Below are 18,653 nucleotides of genomic sequence, written 5' to 3' on the forward strand. Positions count from 1 at the left end.
GTCGGCGGCAAGGGGTGAGGCGTATCCGCTTGGCAAGCACGTTATTTGAGCAACAAATATGTGCAAATGCATCATTTGGAGGCATCGCCTGTGCCTCTATCCCCTCTTGCCGCGGGCTTGTGGACAGGGCTAAGTCTCGGGCATGCACGCATCGCTCCAAGACCTCTTGATCACGCCGGCTCAAATGGCCGCAATCGACCTGGCGGCTGCCCGATCGGGGATCGACAGCTTCCTGTTGATGCGCTGCGCCGGATCGGCGGTGGCTGCCGCCGTACTCAGGCATTACCCGCAGGCGCAGCGCTATGTCGTGCTGTGCGGCCCCGGCAATAATGGTGGCGACGGCTATGTCGCTGCACAGGCTCTGGTCGAGAGTGGTGCGGATGTCGCGGTCTTCGCCTTCGGCGATCCATCCACGCTTCACGGCGACGCCGCCTGTGCGCGACGGCTGTGGCGTGGGACGATTGGGCCGCTTGCCGATCTCGTGCCGCGCAGCGGAGACGTCATCGTCGATGCGCTCTTCGGTGCAGGACTAGCGCGCGATCTGCCGGGGCCCGTTGTCGCGGCAATCGAAAGGGTCAATGCGGAAGATCTTCCCATTGTTGCCGTCGACCTGCCGACGGGCGTGGATGGTCGGACCGGGCAGGTCAGGGGTGCCGCCTTCGCTGCACGTCACACGATCACGTTCATGGCCAGGAAGCCTGGACACCTGCTGCTGCCCGGCCGCTCGCTATGCGGCGCGCTTGAGGTCCACGATATCGGCATTCCCGCACGTATCGTGGTGGCAGAGGACGGTGGCCTGCGCGTCAACGCGCCGGCGCTCTGGTCGGCGCATGCGACAAGGCTCGATGCGTCGAGCCATAAATTCCGGCGCGGCCACCTCGCGGTCTTCTCGGGCGGGGCGCAGGCAACGGGTGCGGCGCGCCTGTCGGCCACGGCCGGTCTTGCGGCCGGGGCGGGCCTGGTCACGGTCGCATCGCCGACGTCTGCCCTAGAGACCAATGCAGCCCATCTGACGGCCGTGATGCTGAAGGCAATAGACGACGGGCAGGACCTGGAGCGATGGTTGCAGGATGTGAGGCTCGGTGCGTTTGTTCTCGGACCTGGATTCGGCATCGGCGACCGCGCGCGCAACTTTGCGCTTACGCTTTGCGACCGGGCGCTGGTGCTTGATGCCGATGGCATTACGTCGTTCCAGGCGCACACGACGGCGTTGTTCGCCCGGCTGGCGGCCGCGTCGGGCAGGGTGGTGATGACGCCGCATGAAGGTGAATTTGCCCGGCTGTTCCCCGAAATTGCGCGGGACGTCAGCCTATCGAAGATCGAGAAGGCACAGGCAGCCGCGCGGATCAGTCACGCCACGATCGTCTACAAGGGCGCCGACACTGTGATCGCCAGCCCCGATGGCAAGGTTGCCGTCAACGCCAACGCACCGCCGTGGCTGGCGACAGCCGGATCCGGTGATGTGCTTGCAGGAATTATCGGCGCGCATCTGGCGCAGGATATGCCGGTCTTCGAGGCGGCGGCGGCGGGTGTCTGGCGCCATGGCGCAGCCGGCACACGTGCCGGGGTTGGACTGACCGCCGAGACGCTGGTTGCGTCGATCCCGCCGCTTGGCTGACACGTCTCGTGTCGTCACATCTACGACGGAAAACGCCCTCGGATCGCCCGTGCGAGCCGAGGGCGCTGAAATGCTGATTAACCGCGTGTGCCCTTGGCGATCGGCTCCTGATAGGTGAAGCCCAAATCCCAGGGGAAGTAGATCCAGGTGTCCTGGCTGACTTCGGTGACAAAGGTGTCGACCATCGGCCGGCCCTGGGGCTTGGCGTAGACGGCGGCAAAATGTGCCTTCGGCAGCATGGCGCGAACCTCGGCTGCGGTCTTGCCGGTGTCGGTCAGGTCGTCGATGATCAGCACGCCTTCGCCGCCATCCTTGGCGATCTCCGGCGCAATGCCCTTCAGCACCTTCATCTGACCTTGTGTGTCGTAGTCATGGTAGGAGGCGATGCAGACCGTCTCGATCATACGAATGTTGAGCTCGCGGCAGATGATAGCCGCGGGCACCAGGCCGCCGCGGGTGATGCAGACCATCGCGCGCCATTCCTGCCCCTGGTCGGCCAATCGCCAGGCGAGTGCCCGTGCATCACGGTGAAACTGATCCCAGGAAACGGGGAAGGCTTTATCGGGCAGGGACATTGGTGGGCTCCGGATTGTCTGGACGATGTAACGACGAAGCATCCGGCAGATCGGGCAGGCGCAGACGCTTCATCCTGATTTGCCGACATGCAATAGCGGCAATGATGGCCGATGTGCAAGGCCCTCGCATGCCTGCCATCTGGGCAGTACGGGGCGTGGCCGTGTTCATGCCTTGGCGCGGGAGGCGGTAATCGCATCGATCATCGCCTGCACATCGTTTGCTGCCGCAGACAGAGCCTGCGGATCGCGGGCCCGGACGACGATGTCGGTGGAGAAAACCTTGCCGTCGAATTTGGGGTAGGAGCCGATGCTCGTCTGCGGATGGTCTTTCTGGACCTGGGTCAACGGCGTGCCGATATCGCCTTCGCCGTAGGGGGAGCGTACCGATTGCGAAAGCAGCGGCGTGCCCGTCTGCAGCTCCGGCATGATCGCATCGAGCATCGCCTGAAATACCTGCGGCACGCCCGCCATCACGTGCACGTTGCCGATTGCAAAGCCCGGAGCCGTTGAGACCGGATTGGCAATCAGCCGCGACCCTTCCGGCATGCGCGCCATGCGCTTGCGGGCGTCGGAGAATTCCATGCCGCGACGCTCGTACATAGCAGCCAGCAGCGCCATCGCTCGTTCGTCATAGATGCACTCGACACCGAAAGCCGCCGACACGGCGTCGGCCGTGATGTCGTCATGGGTCGGGCCGATGCCGCCGGAGGTGAAGATATAGTCGTAGCGTGGGCGCACGGCGTTGATGGCGTCGACGATCGATGCCTCCTCGTCGGGCACGATCCGGACCTCGCGCAGATCGATGCCGACCATCGTCATCATGTCGGCGAGGTGGCCGATATTCTTGTCCTTGGTTCTGCCTGATAACAGCTCGTCGCCGATAGCGACCATGGCGGCAGTGACGATCTTGGGGCTGCTCATTGGCGATCCTGCTTATGTGAGGCAATTGTTCAGTAGCATCTCGTGATTGTTCGAGAATTGAGAACGCTCTGTTGACCGTGCGGCTTCTGGCAACCGGTCGCATTTTGATAAATCCTGCACCCGATGGTAATCAAGCGGAATTGCCTGAATCCAAAGGAGCATTTATGGCCAAGGTTCTTGTTCTCTACTATTCGGCATACGGCCACATCGAAACGATGGCTTACGCGGTGGCCGAAGGGGCCAAGTCGGCAGGTGCCGACGTGGTCGTCAAGCGCGTCCCCGAACTGGTGCCGGAAGACGTGGCCAAGGCATCCCATTTCAAGGTGGATCAGGCAGCACCGATCGCGACCGTCGACGAACTGGCAGGTTACGACGCCATCATCTTCGGTGCCGGCACGCGCTACGGCACGGTCGCATCGCAGATGCGCAACTTCATCGACCAGACCGGCTCGCTCTGGGCGCAGGGAAAGCTGGTCGGCAAGGTTGGCTCGGTCTTCACGTCTTCTGCCACGCAGCATGGCGGCCAGGAATCGACCATTCTCGGCTTCATTCCAACCCTGATGCATCACGGCATGATCGTCGTCGGCCTTCCCTATGCCTTCCAGGGCCAGATGGGGCTTGAGGAGATCAAGGGCGGTTCGCCCTACGGCGCCTCGACCATCACCGGTGGTGATGGCGCACGCCAGCCCTCGGCAGTCGAACTCGACGCCGCCCGCTACCAGGGGGCTCACGTCGCCAAGATCGCTGCGAAGGTTTCAGCATAAGCTGTTGAAAAGACGTACAAGCCTGCAGGGAAAGCGGCCACCGCAAGGGGCCGCTTTCTCGTTTTGTAACAGCCTGTCACATTCTGATTCGCGAAAGTGGCCTATTGGCCCCTTCCTGTGTTAATATCCGCTGGTCGGCACCCGTGTGCCTTTGACGAGGAGGAATGTTGGGCCGGGCGGTGACGGCTCGCGAAGGGCGTGAACGTCTCTTCGCAAGGCAGGGAGAGAAGTATGGCGCGCATCACGTACTCCATCGTTCCCCATGACGGCGGTTGGGCCTACAAGGCAGCCGACGCCTTTTCGGAACCCTTTCCCAGCCGAGAAATGGCGCTGGCGGCTGCCAAGGCCGCGGCAGCAGAACAGCAGGTCGGCGGCGACGACGAGGACATCAGTTTCCAGGACGAAAAAGGCGACTGGCACTTCGAACACACCGATGGCGGCGACCGGCCCGAGGCGACCGTCGAAGACGGTTGACTGACTTTTCGGACGATTTGAGCGGTCCGATCCACATTCAGCATCTGCAAGCGTACTGCGTCCACTGCGTCAGCATTAGCGGAGGATTTTCAATGCGGCATTATAGCGTTCAGATCTTCACCTGGACTGCCCGTAACGGCGTGCAACAGGTAGGGTCGTCAATTGAAGTCGATGCCCTCAATCCGAAGGCGGCAGCGGTCTCGCTGCTTGGCCTGCGGCTGGAGGACAAGGGAGCCTGCACGAAATTGGCGGTCAGGGTGTGGCACGATGATGCGCACATGGCCGAATGCGACTGCTTCTACTACCACTGAGCGGCAAATCGATCCCAAGCGAAACGGCTGAAAACCGCGCGTCGAGCGGCGGCAGAGCTATTGGCTGGAGCGTTCTTCCTGAAACCATAAATTGGTGCGGGCGGCGGGGCTCGAACCCGCACAGCCAAGGCCGAGAGATTTTAAGGCCATATATATAGGGCTCTCGTAGCCTCCCATTGCATGTGCTAGGGTGCTGAAATATAAAGGGAAACACACAATTTGCAGCGGCAGCGAGTTTCTACGGAATGCTACCAAATGCTGTAGGTTTGTACCCTGAGATATACCCTAGCCAAGCCGAGGGATTTTACATGGCCGAACTGATTTCAGAGTCATACGTCCGCGATAGATTGCCAAGGGCAATGGCGGGCAAGGGCGAAGCTTTCAAGCGCGACCGCCAGATTACCGGCTTTGCCGTCCGTTGCCGAAAGGCGGCAGGCGACAGCTTCATACGGACGTTTTTCTTCGAATATCAGCCGCCGGAAATCGCGGGCCAGAAGCCGCCGCGCAAGAAAATATCGCTTGGCGACTGGCCGACGCTTACCGCCGACGAGGCGCGGGAAAAAGCCCGCCTCATGGCCCAGCAGCTCAAGGACGGGATCGACCCGGCCACCATGCTTGCCAAGAAAAAGGCAGAGCCGGTTTTCGAGGAACTATGGACGCAATTCAAGGAAGAGCATCTTTCGCTCAAGGGCGAGGGGACGCAAAAGGATTATTCGGGCCGCTATCGGCGCGTCCTGTTGCCAGCCTTCAAGGGCCGTAAGGTTTCGAGCATAACGCGGGGCGAGGTAAACGCCTTGCGCGCCAAGCATGCGCCGAAGAAAACCGAGGTGAACCGTTCGTTCGCGGTCGGCTCGAAAATGTTCTCGTTCGCGATCATGAGTGAATTCTGCGAGAACAACCCTTTCAAGGGCGTCCAACGCTTTACCGAGAAGCGCAAGGAAGCATGGTTGGACGAAGACGCATTGCCGCGCTTCGTTGCCGCCTTGCTCAAGGCCGAAGGCCCGCGTGGCGATCTGTTGCGGTTCCTCTGCTGTACCGGCTGGCGCGTCTCTGCGGCGCGGTTCCTCCGCTTCGATCAGGTCGACTTGATGCGGCTGGAATGCCACTTGGAGGATTCTGAAACGAAGAAGACGGCAACGGCCTTGGCCCCCGACGCGGCAACGCTGATCCAGCGCCAGCCGCATAAGTTCGGCTATGTCTTCTCGAACACCAAAGGCCGCGAGCCGATTTGCTACAAAAAAGTTCTGGAAGGGCTAGGCGAGGTATGCGAGGCGGCGGGCCTCGAACGGGTAACGCCGCATACCTTGCGCCGAACATTGGCAACCCATGCCGCGATTGGCGGCGCAACTGTTCCTGAACTCATGGCCGCGTTCGGCTGGTCCGGCCCCGCCATGGCCATTCGTTATGTCCAGAAAAGCAAGTCGCTGGCCAAGCAAGCCGTCGAAAGCAATGCCGCGCTGGTCAATGTGTTGGGGAAACACAGCGCCGAGGTAATCGAATTGCCGCGTCGGCAGATTTAAATTTTTAAATCGAAATGCAGAATGGCGGGGCGCAATGTAATACCCTGATACACGGTGTTACATAATCCTGATACCAACTGATACCATCTGATACCGCTGAAATTTTAAACAGTTTAAACCGCCTTTCGGGGCGGTTTTTCTATGTCTTGATTTTAGCGTTCCTTGGGCGCTTGCTGGTTCTCATGGCACCGGAAGCAAACAAGGAAGGGCGCGAACCATGAATATTGTCGATCGGGTAAACCGGCGCATCGCCTATTGGCATGAGCAAGGCTTTCATGGACCGGAAACGTATTTGAAGCTGGCAACGGATACTGAGCTTCCGGCGGAAATCGAGGAAGACGACGCGGGGCAACTTGCCGGGATCGAAAAGAACGGCATGAAAAGCCGCCGCAGCCGTAACCAGCCGCCGCCCTACCTGAAAAAGGGCAAATATCCGGTCTACCCGCGCTACGAATTCTTTACATGGATCGCCAGCCAATACCGGCAGCCAGCCGCCGCTGAATAGCAGAACGCCGCCGGGAAACCCGACGGCGCGCTATTCTTTGGCGTGGCTCAGTGACTACCCTTGCCGCCCCGAAAATAACGCCGCCGGTTTCTCGCCGCAAGAGGAGCCGCACATGCAACGTCATTCAGAAGCCTTGGTGCTGTAATGCCAGCGCGGCGCGGAGATAGCCCCGTCGCCGCTCATGCCCTTCCTGCGGAAAACCCTTTTGCCAATTTGGCAAAAAAGCAGAGCCAAGAGCTAGAAAAGCTCCGGGCCGAACGCAATCGGCTGGCGATCGATATCGCCAACGAAAAGCGCGGCATTGCCGTGGCGCTCGATTACCTCCGAAGCGGAAGGGCCGACATGGCGCGGCGCTATCTGGAAAGGCGGCTCAAATGATGGACCGGCTTTCGCGGCAGGCGCGGCGAGCCGAACGCCGCAAGGAAATCCGGGCGGAAAGCTGGTTATGGCGGTTGGCCGAGGATCATCGGCTGCGCGGCGGATTCAAGCCTGTCCCGTATAAGCCGCTGCCAAGCGAGCGCCGCCGACAGCATGAACGGGATTGGCTCGATGGACTCGAGCGCGACAGGCGCGGCAAGCCGCTAACCTCATTGGCCAATACCCTTTGGGCGCTCCGCGAGGACTGGAACCTGTCGGGGCTGATAGCGCTCGAACCCGGCAAGGGCCGCGCCGTTCTCAAAGCCCGCCCGCCCTGGGCGGATGCATTCAGAGATTTCGAAATGCGCGGCTTTTCCCATCGCGACATGATCGAGCTTCATGCCTACCTCGAACGGCTCATGCCGGGGATCAAGCGAAGCATGGTTCTGGAAGCCGTTCATATCGCCGCCGCCGAAAACGCAATGGAACCCTGCTATGAACAGGCATGAGAACGGCTACGCCCGCGCTAAGCAAGGCGAACCGCCGGAACTGACCAAGGGCGAGATTCTGCTATCAGATATCTATGATTTCCTTGGGCGGTTTATCAGCTATCCAAGCGAACATGCGCGATTGGCCCATGCCCTCTGGATCATTCATACGCATTTGATGGAGTGTTGGGAGTCGACGCCGCGCATTGCGTTCCTTTCGCCGGAGGCCGGTAGCGGCAAGACCCGGTGCCTCGAACTGACGGAACTCATGGTTCCGAACCCGATCCCCGCCGTTAACGTTTCCGCGGCCTACCTGTTTCGCAAAGTTGGCGGGGCGGAGGAAGCGCCGACGATTATCTACGATGAGATCGACACGGTTTTCGGGCCAAGGGCTGGCGACCATGAGGACGTGCGCGGCTTTCTGAATGCTGGCCATAGGCGCGGGGCCGTTGCTGGCCGTTGCGTCGTCAAAGGCAAGAATATCGAAACCGAGGAACTTCCTTGTTACGCCGCCGTCGCCTTGGCGGGTTTGGGCAAGCTACCGGACACAGTTCTAACCCGCTCCGTCATTATCCGTATGCGAAGGCGCTCTCCAAGCGAACGGGTTGACCCATACCGCCGCCGCTCGCATGGGCCGCAGGGGGAAGCGCTGCGCGAACGGATCGAGCAATGGGCGAATACCCATTCCGGAGCGCTCGACGGGTACTTGCCGGAAATGCCGGGCGGCATTGTCGATCGAGACGCGGACGTTTGGGAACCGCTGCTTTCTGTTGCGGAAATCATAGGCGGCGAATGGCTGCCGAGGGCGCATGTTGCGGCTGTTGCGCTTGTTGCGGCTTCTAAGAGGGACAGGGGAAGCTTGGGGGAAAAGTTGCTTTCCGATATTCGTAATATCTATGGTGATATTCTCTATAGAATTAGTTCGTCAGCCTTAGTTGAATCGCTCATCGAACTCCCTGAATCGCCTTGGGGCGATCTCAAGGGAAAGCCGTTGAACGCCAATGGCTTGTCCCGGCTTTTGAAAGAATACGAGATATCCTCCAAGGAGATCCGTTTCCGAAATATCCCCTCTGACCGCGCTGAAAAATACGACGGTACGCACAAGGGCTATGAGCGGGGCGACTTCGTCGATGCCTGGGAGCGTTATCTTCCGCCGCCGGTTCCCCCCCTGTCCCACGATGAAGCCGCAACAGCCGCAACAAACGCAACAGAGGGCGCGGAAACGCTCTTTGGTGAATGAACCGCGCCGCCCGGACGACGGCAAAAACAGGAGGAAAGAGCATGACGATTTTCACAAGGGCAACGTTCGAGGAACGGGCGCTGTTTGAACGCGTCCTTGCGGCAATCCCCAATATGGAGAAGGGGTTCACCTTGCCAGCTTTCGCCGTCGCCGCGCTTGAATTGTTGCCACCCGGCTCAACAGACGAGGACGCGAAGTCGCTCTTTCGCCGCTGCAATCGAGCGCCCAACGATGAGGTGACGGTGGACGTGCCAGAGGGTGCGAGTGCCGACGCAATCAGGGCCATGGCCGATCTTATCCGCGATGGTAAGGGCGACAACGAGGTGTTGCGACTGACAGCTAGACACTACGGCGTCGTATCCTTGGAAGCGCTCGCAGCCAGCCATCGGCAATGCGCCGACGACTACGAGCGCGAGGCCGATGCATTGAGCCGCTATGTCGCATCAAGAGAAGCGAAGCACTGATCCGACCCCGGCCATTGGGGGGCATGGCCGAGGGATACAATCGATACACTTTCCGCGTGGGTTATCATGTATCGATACAATTTGAAAGTGCGTTGCGATCAATGCCGATCAATGGAGGAACGGAAATGCTAATGACGTTCGATGAACTGTTGGCACATCTGAAGAGCAAGCATCCAGACACCGGGGAACAGATGCCAAGGCCTTGATGCAGGCCGCCAAGGAAAACCGGCCAGCGGCTATCGTTTTCGATGATGCCGGGAAGCCGCACCTCATCATGGTCGGCCAACCGGTGGGGCGGGCATAAGCGGGGAATCCGCGCCGATTCGAAGCCTCCGCCAAATGGCGCAATCGAGCCACGAAATGGTTCGGGGCAACTTACCGTGGGTGCCCTCGGAATTTTCCTAGGTAGGAGCGTGCCCATTTTGCTTTGCGCATTGGCTGGCCCTGTCACCAAGCTATTAATTTGATCTTAACGGGGGGCGGTAATATATATCGACTCATGAGATTCCAAGTTGACAAGGAAAAGACTGTTGAGGCGCTGCTCTATATCGTGACGCGATATGGCGAGGTTGGCCGTTTCCACGCGCTGAAAACATTGTACTACGCCGACAGAGAGCATTTGCGCCGCTATGGCCGCCCGATAACAGGTGATCGCTACATCGCGATGGAAAACGGGCCGGTGCCGTCCTACGCATACAATGCCCTTAAGCATGAGGTTGCTGAGCCCGAACGCGCCAACGTGGCAGAGGCACTTTCGCCCGGTGAGAGCGAACGTCACCCCACGTACGTGCCGCATCGTGACCCTGACTTGAGCTATTTCAGCAAAACGGACATCTCTTGCATAGATTGGGCGGTCGATTACTGCCGCAAGCGCAGTTTCGGCGCAATATCCGACGAAACCCATGAACATCTCGCGTGGAAAAAAGCGCCATTGAATGGCGAAATGAACGTCGCCGATATGCTCGACGGGGTTGAGCAAGACATCATCAACGAGGCGGAGACGTTCGCATCGTATGGCGTCTTGTAAGCTTGGCCACATCTACATCGTTCCAACCGTTCTGACGAAGCCGCCGAAGGACAAATACGCGATATGCGTATGCGTTGCTGATGGATACTTTATTTGGGTAAACACAGAAGCCCGCCAAGATGGCATCGATCAGCTCCAGATACCGGCCGGTTGCCACCGCCTTATCAGACACGTTAGCCATGTCGACTTGTCGCGCATCGTCAAGCATCCTGATTTCGAGTTGGACAACGCCAAAGAATTTGAATGCATCTCGGCCCATCTTGCCCAAGGCGTCATTGACCGGGTTCAAGCTGGCCTAGACTTGTTGCCAGCAAAACATGCCGAGCTCATTATTGAGAACCTGCGAAAGCTACTTTGAAGGGCGCGCGCCGGACCGGGCACTCCAGTGCTTGGGCGGAATGGGCCGCTTCGTCCCTCGCTGCGTTGGCCGATGATGCCATCCGAAGGTTTCAAAGTCAGCTGCCTTCGCTTGTACGGCTGACCTTGATATAATCACCTTGGATAGCTTTCGCGCGCCATTACCGTGCTATCCTCAAAAATCAGGAACATGAATCGCACTAGCGTCGGAGGGTTGCGCGATGAATTGTCATGTTCCAGATTTCCGAGACGGCGAGCAACTGCATTGGCTCGACGTTCGCGCCGACGCCGCTCTTCTGGAAAGTGACCAAATCGACGGCGTCGAATTTCTCACCCGCGCATTCGTCCGCCTGTTATCGGTTTCTGAGGCCGAAATCCGTGCATGGCCTCGCGAAGCGCTTGAGGCGGTTGCCACTAACTTGCGCGAGAGCATTCGGGCACATGTGGAGGGACAGCGTGATTAGCTTAACCAGCCTTCCCTGGTCGCGCGCGATGTACCTTGGAGGCCAGCGGCAGCGCGGGGAAATTACCGAGGCCGATTATTGCGCGCGCCTGATCGCACTATACGCGGTTCGCTCTGGTCGTCGCCTGTCGGAAGCCGAACTGCATGAATGGGAACTCGGCGAGCTTGTTGCGCTGGCAGTGCAGATCGTTGGCAGGTTTAATCTCGGCGAGGAACTAGGCGACCAATGACAAGCATTGAGCCCAAAAGGGATTAGATTAGTCGAGATGGCCGTTGGGGTCGCCAGTTGTGGGAACGGAAAATGCCCTCATCCTTGCAACAACGGAGTCAGTGTATTCGGCCACGGCGGTAAAGACGAAGTGGCAGAAGTCGACTTGAAATAAAGAAGCTCCGCCGAACTTTATGTCATGGTCGTCGGCACGCATGAAGCTCACTGGATGAGTATGTACAAAGGCCGAAAGGTAAGATTGATTGAAGTCGAAAACGTCACCATCCCACCCGGCCTCACGCGCTGCCCCCCGGACGCCGTCGACGAACATAAACGTCCCTTTTTGATACTCCGCGATCTTTTCTTCACTGTATAAAAGTCCCGCGCCCAATGACTTTATTTTATCGAGAATTTCTTGTTTGATCACATCCTTGCTTTCAAAGAACGGGAACTCAACTCCGCGCTTGGTAAGAGCCTTTAGGAAACGACTGCGATTGTTGGTATCGTGTAGAAAAAGCAGCTGTCGTCTGAAGTCCCAGCGATTCAGTGAAAGAGACGGCTCAGATATGTACATTGTCATTAGAGCCGCATCGATTGACGCCCGGGCAAGCGTTGCAATCGAGAAATGATCAAGAATTGCTGTTTCCTCGGGATCGTGCACTAGATCAGTAGCGAGCGACATTATCGACATATTGTGGCTGATCATCTTTGCAAATACGAACAGGCCACGCATTTGACGGCCTGTCATCGTCTTGCCCATAGCTCCGTCTGAGACGTCCACGGCCCTTTGTGTTGCCGCGGAAAGGGTTTCAAATCCGGAACGGAGAGGAGCGATGTCAACTTCCTCTTGTTTCGAAGTGGCCCTCATTATTTTCATTATGACGCGCTCCGTCGATTCGTTCGGACGATTAGAGCGGGGAAAATCTCTGATTGTAAGTGGCGATTGCCGCAATTGGCTCCCGCAGCTTCAGAAAGCTTGCCTGCATGCGCGGTGTCAGCAACGGCTGTCGGGAGGGAAGCTTATTCGCTATCTCTGAGTTATGCAGCCAAGGCCGAGAACACGCCCTGTCCCGATCCTTGCCGGCTGGTGGCCCGGTTAAGTCTTAAGTCTGCCATTTCTGCATCCAGCGCTTAAGATGCATATGGGCATTGTCCTGAACCCATGCTTTCAAGGCTTCTTCGCTTTCGAAAGTGGGGCTATCGGGCATATCGGCTTTGCTGGTTGGCCGGAACGTATAGCTACCGTTCCCACCCCGAAGCGAGCCGATATAGTAGCCGTCGCAGAGAACAAGCCAGCCATATGGCGAGCCGTGCCAGTCGTTCGGTAGGTACTGGATAACGTTCGAGCGTCCCGTGTTGCTGGCCATGATCTTGCAGCGGTTCCTTTCAATGTCCATCATCATTCAATCAGCAGAGCTGTAAATACAACGTTTGCCGTCAGCCATGGCCCAAGACTCCAATAGAGTGGGGCTACTGGGGGTAAGTGTTTCATAAATCTCATGGGCCGGGGGGGATGGCACAACACTAGAGAGGGAGGGGCCGCGGATCGCGGCTGAAGTCTTGGTGTAGCTTCCGGGAAAAAATGTTTTGGGGACGTTTGCCAAAACGGGGAAAAAACGCCCTCAATAACCCCTACTGACCCGGCTTGACCGGCATTTCATTTCGTTTGTTCCGGTTCCGAAACTATATGGTACAATCGAGCCAGCCGCGAGGGAACGGGACCGGCCCCGCATGGAACGAACGAACCCCTCCGCGCCAACTTTGGAGGGTTTTTCATGTCAGAGGCAATTATCGACGCCGTTGGAACGCTTGTTCGCGACGTTCGACATGAATTGTTGGGCAAGATCGATAACGTCAAATCGTTGGCGATCAGCGCCAGCCGAACCGCCCAAGCCTCAAAGCGCCAGCAAGTGCCGATCCGCCGAACGCTGGTCCGCGCCGCCGTCGCCCGGTTCGTTTGCTTTCCGGCCAAGCGCGACCCTTTGGTTTTTGCCGAGGAGCAATGGAAATCGGGCCATGTCGCCGACGCCATCCTTTCCCCCGGCGCTTTCGTCTCGAAAGCCGTAACGAACCCGGCCATGACCTCGGTTGCCGGTTGGGCCGCCGATCTTCTCGGCACTTCGGTCGGAATGTTGGCCAGCCTTGCGCCGACCAGCGTTTTCGCGGCGCTATCAGCCCGCGCATTGGGCGTAGAACTGGCGGCCATGGGCAACGCAAACCTTCCGTATCGGGTAACGCCTGGTAGCGTTCCGAACCCGTTCATTGGCGAGGGCCTGCCGCTTCCGGTTCGGCAATTCCAGTTCGCCGCGAACAGCCTCCGGGGATACAAGGCGGGCGCTATCAGCCTGTTCTCCGCCGAAATGGCCAAGCGCTCGGTTTCCAGCCTCGAAACAATCCTTGGCCGGTTCTTGGAGGAGGATATCGCCGCCGGGATCGACGCGGTTCTGTTGGGCAACGCCCCGGCCTCCGCCAGCCAGCCGGCGGGACTGTTGAACGGGGTAACGGCGACAACCGCCTCGACGGGAACGGGCCTTGAAGCCCTGATAGCCGATATTTCCGCATTGCTGGCGGCGGTGCCGAACGTTGCCGACCCGACGCTTATCGTTTCGCCCGCGGATTTTGCGCGCGCCGCGCTCCTCGCCCCCAACCTTGGCGGCGGCCTATCGATTATCGCCAGCGAGAACGTGCCCGCGGGGAAAGTGATCCTGGTAGACGCCGCCGATATCGCGGTTGCGAGCGAGAACGACGGGACGCTCGATATCACCGAGGACGCGAGCGTTCATAGCGCCGAACCGGCCTTGCCGATTGCTACCGGAACCGCGGGCGCGGGCGCGGATACCGCCGCGCCGCATACCTCGCTTTTCCAGACGAACTTGTTGGGAATTCGCACGCTCGAGTCCGTCAGTTGGGCCATGCGCAGGCCGGGGCGCGTTGCCTTTATCGAGGCGGTTGCATGGTAAGGGCGGCTGAATTCATCCCGGCGGCGGGGTTGCCCGAATATCGCGCGTTGCGAGCCGACGAGGCCGCCCAAGGCGGCTATACCGTAGAGCCGGTTATCGCTTGGCGCGTAGCGGGCGACAGGCTGGCCCCGGTTACGCCTTGGGGAACGCTAAGCGAGGAACTTGCTGTTCAAGGCCCCAACCAAACCGTCTATGCCGCCGAGGGCCAGTTCAAGAGCCCCGCCGAGTGGCTGGCAAGCAGGCGGGTGAAGAAGCGTTAAACCGGCAGGGGCCAATGGAAACCCCTTGCTGGCGCGGCGGCGGTAAAGTGCAACCGTCGCCGCAACTATCCGGCTTCTCAAGCCGGGGCGCGGCGCTTCATGGTGCGCGTGCCTCCAACTCGTTTTTTAGAGCCGTTACCGCCTCCATAAGGTGCGCGAGCGGCTTGTCCTTGCAATAGTTATCGATCCACGTCCACATTGCATCGGCGTCTGGCTTGGGTTCGAGAAAATCGCTGCCCCATGATGCAACGTTGTGGCCAGACAAATAACCGGCAATCCATGATCGCTGTTGAAGGCTGTCCGCGTTGTCCGCAGCGCGATTTTTTTGCCATACGCGGCATGAAGTAAATCCAGCGCCCCAAACCTTTTTGGCGGATGCGCCGTCCGCTGTGGCGATGACCAGAGCAAGCCCAAGCAACAGTGTGCGGATCATTGTCCCTCTTTCCAGATGGTTCATTAGTTTCGAACGAATGTGCTGGATTGTGTCAGGAAGGCAAGCCGCATAAGCCGCCTATCGCCCATACCGAACCGGGCAACCGCGCGCATGCCGAACCGGCGGGGCTTTCCCGGCCAAGAGGCGCAGGCGGGCCAATAGTTCCCGGCTAGGCTCGGCTTTCGAATATCGAAGGGCATAGAGGCTTTCCGGCGAGATATCGAGCCTGCGGCAAATCTCGTCGCGCCTATGCCCCTTGGCGATCAGCGCTTCGATAATTTCGCGCGGCGTCATGGCTCGCCTCTTGGTCGGGGTGAACCATGCTTACGCCAGACTGTTTCCAGCTTCGAAAAGCTTTCGGCGCTTGGGCAACGGCTATCGCCTACCGCCGCCCTGAATACCGTCGAGGCCGCTAGCTTGGCCTCCCGCCCTATCATGCGGTGGGTAAGGCCCGTTGAAAGTAGGCCTTGGGCCATGCTTTCGAACTGGTGGGCTATGGAGGGTTCGCGCGGCATACGCGAAGAATAAAACGCGGCGGCCAAACGGGCAAGAAACGCGGGGTACAAGAAAAAACCATTCGGCCTGATTCGGGCGAGTAGCGAACAAAGGGCGAAAATATTGTACCCTGATTTGTACCCTAGAACCTGTCTTTTGCGCTCGATAAGCGGGCTCTGAAATGCCGGATTGTTCAATGATTTCAACTTGGTGCGGGCGGCGGGAATCGAACCCGCACAGCCGAGGCCGAGAGATTTTAAGTCTCTTGCGTCTACCAGTTTCGCCACGCCCGCACTTTGTGTTTTCAGTACCTTGGGCGCCATGGATTTGGAAGGGCCGATGACGGTTTTTTGTCGTGCGGGTGCGCAGGAAGAAGCCTTGGCTGCGTGGCGCAGCCCGGCTCGCGGATCGCATCGGTTTATCGGGATCGAACGCGCGAGAAGGTCGCAAAATTCTGAAGTGGTGTCGTTAATCCTGAGGCGGACCATGCCGCCGCGCCGCGCATGGCGCTGAACCGGGCAAAATCAGAAGTTGGTGGTGATGCTGTGACTGTAGATCCGGCCTTGCTCCGCTCTCTTGGCGGCAAGGGGAACTACGACGATAAAGGCGACGAGGGCGAGAATGAATGCCGGTCCAGGAAGTGCCACCAGATATTTCCCCGATTCTTGGTTGTCCCCATTATCCGTGGGTTAGGCTTAATTGAAACTGAATGGCACCTGTCGAACTGCTGTCGAGCGACTGAAAATTGTCGTCCGGAATGCTCGTAGTCAGTCTGACCGCGGGGCCGATTCCGCTGCCGAGGATTGGCAAAGACCGGATTGGCCTTTCGATCGTTTTCGATTTTTGGCTAGAAAGTCCTGAAATTTCACCACGATACCAAGCGTTGAAGCGTCCTGTGATGCGTTCGAGATCCGCGGTGTCGCACGCCTTGCATGTTTGCCATTGTTCGCACGCGCTTCGCTCCGGGGCCGGCGCTTAGAGGAAACAGACGACAAGGGCCGGGGCGACAGTGGACGTGACCGCAGTGGCGATAAACCGAAGCACGACGATATCGACATCGATGGTCCGGACTAGGCAATCCCGGGATTTGTCATCGTCGACCCGGTTAAGGCCTATTTTTCCCGGCGCGTTCTTGATTGAAAATCGGCATCTGCAGATGCGTCCAAGTCCGTCTTTGAGATCGTGCAGCGGTGTGCGCAGACGACTACCGGTTGCGGACCGCTTTCACCTAATGTTCTTCCCTCGAATGGGTTAGGTTCGGATGCGCAGGCCGGGTTCGTACTGTGGATGTTCGCCGATCGTTCGGCATGTTTTAGGGGTCGCTTGAGAGTGGGCGCTACCACTTGCAAGGATCGATTCGCCAGCAATGATTGGATGCACATGTGATCAGACGATCGCCAACGCCGCGTGATTCCGGCGAGATACGAATGGCGATCAGGGCAGGCGTGGCGTGCCCATCATCTTCTGTGACGTCCCGAGCGCGGGACGCCACACTATCCGTCCGTCAACTGTTCGGGCGTCGCGACGATCGCCGCATTTCCAAGCCCCCCGTCCGCATACTTGAACGCAAGTATGCTCATGACCGAGGCGACGATAACCAATAGGATGATCCGCATTCGTGCTTTCCTGACCGTTGCTCTGTCTAGCAACCCTCTGGAAGGCCCGTTGTTCCATCGTCCTGTGCGGTGGCGTCGTTCGTTGCACCGTCTCGGCACACTATCAATGCCGTCGAACAAGCGGCGATGGCCACGCCCGGATGTCGGCAGGGGATAGTTACGGCTTGATCTGAATTCCGGCTTCGCGCGCCGCTTCGATGAAGGCTTTGCGCGCGGCCTCGGGCGGCTGCTTGCCCTCGATCACGGCTGCGCATGTATCGAGCGCACGCGTCAACAGTTCGCTGTCTTCAAGCGGCCAGTCTTCGATCATTGCCCAGGATGCTTCGGTGGTGTTGGAGATAGTGGTGTATTGTTCCGGTCCCTCCAGCGCCAAGGTTACGGGCTTGTCCCAATTGTCAGCCATGCGGGTTACCTCAAGTTTGGTTGCTGGCGGCACGTAACACAGGTGGTGCCGATTCCGCGAGCGACACCTGCGTCTTGCTTCTGCCGGGCCGCGATCTCTGTTTCGATCGTGCCGTCCGTTTAGAGGACGACGTGGGACAGTCACGCGTTCACGTCGGCAGGCCGGATGAGATAGAATAATGCGCCGGCGAGAATGGCGCCGAGCCCGTAGGCGAAGAATGCTTCGAAGTAGGGAGTACGCGCCGTAAGCACGTCAATCGTCGGCGCCACGAACAGCATGACGGCGAGACCGACGATGCGCGCGCCAAGGACGCTCATGCCGAAGCATTTCTTGAGGACCCAGCCGAGCAGCACGCCGGCAAGCACCATTGCCACGGTTGCGGCCAATATCTGCACCATGCCTCCTCCTCAATGCGCCGTCGCGCACCGCTATCTGTGACTTGGACGGTCTGACTGCCCCGACGGCCGTATTGTCGCTGCCGACGGAGCTACCGGCTCAGCGTCTGCAGCACACCGTGCAGGCCGCCGAGATCGGCAATTTCGCGAAAGCGCGGATGGGTTTCTGGCTTTTCGCAATGCTCGAAAGCCCAGGTAAGGGCGTGCGGCACATAGATCCCCCAGCTGCCGGCATCGAGCGCGGGCACGATGTCCGATTTCAGCGAGTTGCCGATCATCAGGCTTTTTTCCGGACCGTCGCCATGACGTTTGAAGATGCGATCATAGGTGGCGGCGGTCTTGTCGCTGACAATCTCCACGGCGTCAAAATAATCGCCGAGGCTGGAGGCGGCGAGTTTGCGCTCCTGGTCGAAGAGATCGCCCTTGGTAATCATCACCAGCCGGAATGCGCCATGAAGCGCTTCAAGCGTTTCCTTGACATGGGGTAGGGGCTCGACCGGGTGGACCAGCATCTCGCGGCCCGCTGCAAGGATCTCTGCAATCACCGACGATGGCACTCGTCCGTCAGTAACCTCGACCGCCGTCTCGATCATCGACAGCACGAAGCCCTTGATGCCGAATCCGTAAAGGCCGAGATTGCGCTTTTCGGCTTCCAGCAACCGGGCAGGCAGGTTGTCCGTGTCGGCATGGTCCTTGAGCAGGTCGGCGAAGCGCGCCTCGGTGAGGCGATAGAACTGTTCGTTTTGCCAAAGCGTGTCATCGGCATCGAAGCCGATCGTCGTAATCATGTCGGGCATCG

Annotated in this window: 24 protein-coding genes and 1 tRNA gene; 14 read left to right on the plus strand and 11 right to left on the minus strand. The window is 59.1% G+C overall.

What is annotated here, in order from left to right:
• Nucleotides 1-142: 142 nt before the first annotated feature.
• Complete coding sequence (locus RTP54_RS08315; RefSeq protein ID WP_312361935.1) at nucleotides 143-1,618, plus strand: NAD(P)H-hydrate dehydratase; 1,476 nt, start codon at nucleotides 143-145, stop codon at nucleotides 1,616-1,618.
• Nucleotides 1,619-1,695: 77 nt separating this feature from the next.
• On the opposite strand, the gene gpt is transcribed toward RTP54_RS08315, so the two are convergent.
• Together gpt and RTP54_RS08325 are read right to left on the minus strand one after the other, a co-directional pair.
• On the minus strand, nucleotides 1,696-2,193 hold the full coding sequence (gene gpt, locus RTP54_RS08320; RefSeq protein ID WP_112805191.1) for a xanthine phosphoribosyltransferase: 498 nt from the start codon (nucleotides 2,191-2,193) through the stop codon (nucleotides 1,696-1,698).
• Between the two features lie 165 nt (nucleotides 2,194-2,358).
• Complete coding sequence (locus tag RTP54_RS08325; RefSeq protein WP_312361937.1) at nucleotides 2,359-3,114, minus strand: competence/damage-inducible protein A; 756 nt, start codon at nucleotides 3,112-3,114, stop codon at nucleotides 2,359-2,361.
• 164 nt (nucleotides 3,115-3,278) lie between these two features.
• Here RTP54_RS08325 and wrbA point away from each other — a divergent pair, with 164 nt between their 5' ends.
• The 12 genes from wrbA (at nucleotide 3,279) to RTP54_RS08385 (ending at nucleotide 11,314) form a co-directional block, all read left to right on the plus strand.
• Nucleotides 3,279-3,878, plus strand: a complete 600-nt coding sequence (gene wrbA, locus RTP54_RS08330) for an NAD(P)H:quinone oxidoreductase type IV (protein ID WP_112805187.1) — start codon at nucleotides 3,279-3,281, stop codon at nucleotides 3,876-3,878.
• A gap of 231 nt (nucleotides 3,879-4,109) precedes the next feature.
• Complete coding sequence (locus RTP54_RS08335; RefSeq protein WP_025427021.1) at nucleotides 4,110-4,352, plus strand: DUF2188 domain-containing protein; 243 nt, start codon at nucleotides 4,110-4,112, stop codon at nucleotides 4,350-4,352.
• A gap of 92 nt (nucleotides 4,353-4,444) precedes the next feature.
• On the plus strand, nucleotides 4,445-4,663 hold the full coding sequence (locus RTP54_RS08340) for a hypothetical protein (protein WP_112805310.1): 219 nt from the start codon (nucleotides 4,445-4,447) through the stop codon (nucleotides 4,661-4,663).
• A 308-nt stretch (nucleotides 4,664-4,971) separates the two neighbouring features.
• On the plus strand, nucleotides 4,972-6,183 hold the full coding sequence (locus RTP54_RS08345; RefSeq protein WP_312361940.1) for an integrase family protein: 1,212 nt from the start codon (nucleotides 4,972-4,974) through the stop codon (nucleotides 6,181-6,183).
• Between the two features lie 217 nt (nucleotides 6,184-6,400).
• Nucleotides 6,401-6,688, plus strand: a complete 288-nt coding sequence (locus RTP54_RS08350; RefSeq protein WP_312361941.1) for a hypothetical protein — start codon at nucleotides 6,401-6,403, stop codon at nucleotides 6,686-6,688.
• A 144-nt stretch (nucleotides 6,689-6,832) separates the two neighbouring features.
• The gene (locus RTP54_RS08355) at nucleotides 6,833-7,066 is read left to right on the plus strand and encodes a hypothetical protein (RefSeq protein WP_312361942.1); all 234 of its coding nucleotides are present in this window, start codon (nucleotides 6,833-6,835) and stop codon (nucleotides 7,064-7,066) included.
• Nucleotides 7,067-7,140: 74 nt separating this feature from the next.
• Entirely contained in the window at nucleotides 7,141-7,554 is a 414-nt protein-coding gene (locus tag RTP54_RS08360; protein ID WP_312361943.1) for a hypothetical protein, read from the plus strand.
• Nucleotides 7,541-8,773, plus strand: a complete 1,233-nt coding sequence (locus RTP54_RS08365; RefSeq protein WP_312361944.1) for a DUF3631 domain-containing protein — start codon at nucleotides 7,541-7,543, stop codon at nucleotides 8,771-8,773. The genes RTP54_RS08360 and RTP54_RS08365 overlap by 14 nt, the downstream gene beginning before the upstream one ends.
• Before the next feature lie 41 nt (nucleotides 8,774-8,814).
• The gene (locus tag RTP54_RS08370) at nucleotides 8,815-9,237 is read left to right on the plus strand and encodes a hypothetical protein (protein WP_312361945.1); all 423 of its coding nucleotides are present in this window, start codon (nucleotides 8,815-8,817) and stop codon (nucleotides 9,235-9,237) included.
• A 499-nt stretch (nucleotides 9,238-9,736) separates the two neighbouring features.
• Complete coding sequence (locus RTP54_RS08375; protein WP_312361946.1) at nucleotides 9,737-10,264, plus strand: Panacea domain-containing protein; 528 nt, start codon at nucleotides 9,737-9,739, stop codon at nucleotides 10,262-10,264.
• The gene (locus RTP54_RS08380) at nucleotides 10,251-10,622 is read left to right on the plus strand and encodes a hypothetical protein (protein WP_312361947.1); all 372 of its coding nucleotides are present in this window, start codon (nucleotides 10,251-10,253) and stop codon (nucleotides 10,620-10,622) included. Before RTP54_RS08375 ends, RTP54_RS08380 begins: the two co-directional genes overlap by 14 nt.
• 230 nt (nucleotides 10,623-10,852) lie before the next feature.
• Entirely contained in the window at nucleotides 10,853-11,314 is a 462-nt protein-coding gene (locus RTP54_RS08385) for a hypothetical protein (protein ID WP_312361948.1), read from the plus strand.
• A gap of 27 nt (nucleotides 11,315-11,341) precedes the next feature.
• Here RTP54_RS08385 and RTP54_RS08390 read toward each other — a convergent pair whose 3' ends face one another.
• Both RTP54_RS08390 and RTP54_RS08395 read right to left on the minus strand, forming a co-directional pair.
• Complete coding sequence (locus RTP54_RS08390) at nucleotides 11,342-12,169, minus strand: hypothetical protein (protein ID WP_312361949.1); 828 nt, start codon at nucleotides 12,167-12,169, stop codon at nucleotides 11,342-11,344.
• 226 nt (nucleotides 12,170-12,395) lie between these two features.
• Nucleotides 12,396-12,692: a hypothetical protein gene (locus RTP54_RS08395; RefSeq protein ID WP_312361950.1), complete on the minus strand. Its 297-nt coding sequence runs from the start codon at nucleotides 12,690-12,692 to the stop codon at nucleotides 12,396-12,398.
• A gap of 435 nt (nucleotides 12,693-13,127) precedes the next feature.
• On the opposite strand from RTP54_RS08395, the gene RTP54_RS08400 reads away from it, so the two are divergent.
• Nucleotides 13,128-14,252 (plus strand): phage major capsid protein, encoded by a 1,125-nt coding sequence (locus RTP54_RS08400; RefSeq protein WP_312361951.1) that lies wholly within the window; start codon nucleotides 13,128-13,130, stop codon nucleotides 14,250-14,252.
• Between the two features lie 357 nt (nucleotides 14,253-14,609).
• Here RTP54_RS08400 and RTP54_RS08405 read toward each other — a convergent pair whose 3' ends face one another.
• The 7 genes from RTP54_RS08405 to RTP54_RS08435 form a co-directional block, all read right to left on the minus strand.
• Nucleotides 14,610-14,945, minus strand: a complete 336-nt coding sequence (locus tag RTP54_RS08405) for a hypothetical protein (RefSeq protein WP_312361952.1) — start codon at nucleotides 14,943-14,945, stop codon at nucleotides 14,610-14,612.
• Between the two features lie 703 nt (nucleotides 14,946-15,648).
• Nucleotides 15,649-15,733, minus strand: a tRNA-Leu gene (locus RTP54_RS08410).
• A gap of 231 nt (nucleotides 15,734-15,964) precedes the next feature.
• Nucleotides 15,965-16,087, minus strand: a complete 123-nt coding sequence (locus RTP54_RS08415) for a hypothetical protein (RefSeq protein ID WP_312361954.1) — start codon at nucleotides 16,085-16,087, stop codon at nucleotides 15,965-15,967.
• Between the two features lie 846 nt (nucleotides 16,088-16,933).
• Nucleotides 16,934-17,056, minus strand: a complete 123-nt coding sequence (locus RTP54_RS08420; protein ID WP_312361956.1) for a hypothetical protein — start codon at nucleotides 17,054-17,056, stop codon at nucleotides 16,934-16,936.
• 157 nt (nucleotides 17,057-17,213) lie between these two features.
• Nucleotides 17,214-17,459, minus strand: coding sequence for a DUF982 domain-containing protein (locus RTP54_RS08425; protein ID WP_112805162.1), 246 nt, complete (start codon nucleotides 17,457-17,459; stop codon nucleotides 17,214-17,216).
• Nucleotides 17,460-17,599: 140 nt separating this feature from the next.
• Nucleotides 17,600-17,857: a hypothetical protein gene (locus tag RTP54_RS08430; protein WP_312361958.1), complete on the minus strand. Its 258-nt coding sequence runs from the start codon at nucleotides 17,855-17,857 to the stop codon at nucleotides 17,600-17,602.
• An 89-nt stretch (nucleotides 17,858-17,946) separates the two neighbouring features.
• Nucleotides 17,947-18,651, minus strand: a complete 705-nt coding sequence (locus tag RTP54_RS08435; protein WP_312361959.1) for an HAD family hydrolase — start codon at nucleotides 18,649-18,651, stop codon at nucleotides 17,947-17,949.
• Nucleotides 18,652-18,653: the final 2 nt, after the last annotated feature.

It is taken from the genome of Ensifer sp. (assembly GCF_031989085.1).
In the GTDB taxonomy this organism is placed as follows: Bacteria; Pseudomonadota; Alphaproteobacteria; order Rhizobiales; family Rhizobiaceae; genus Ensifer.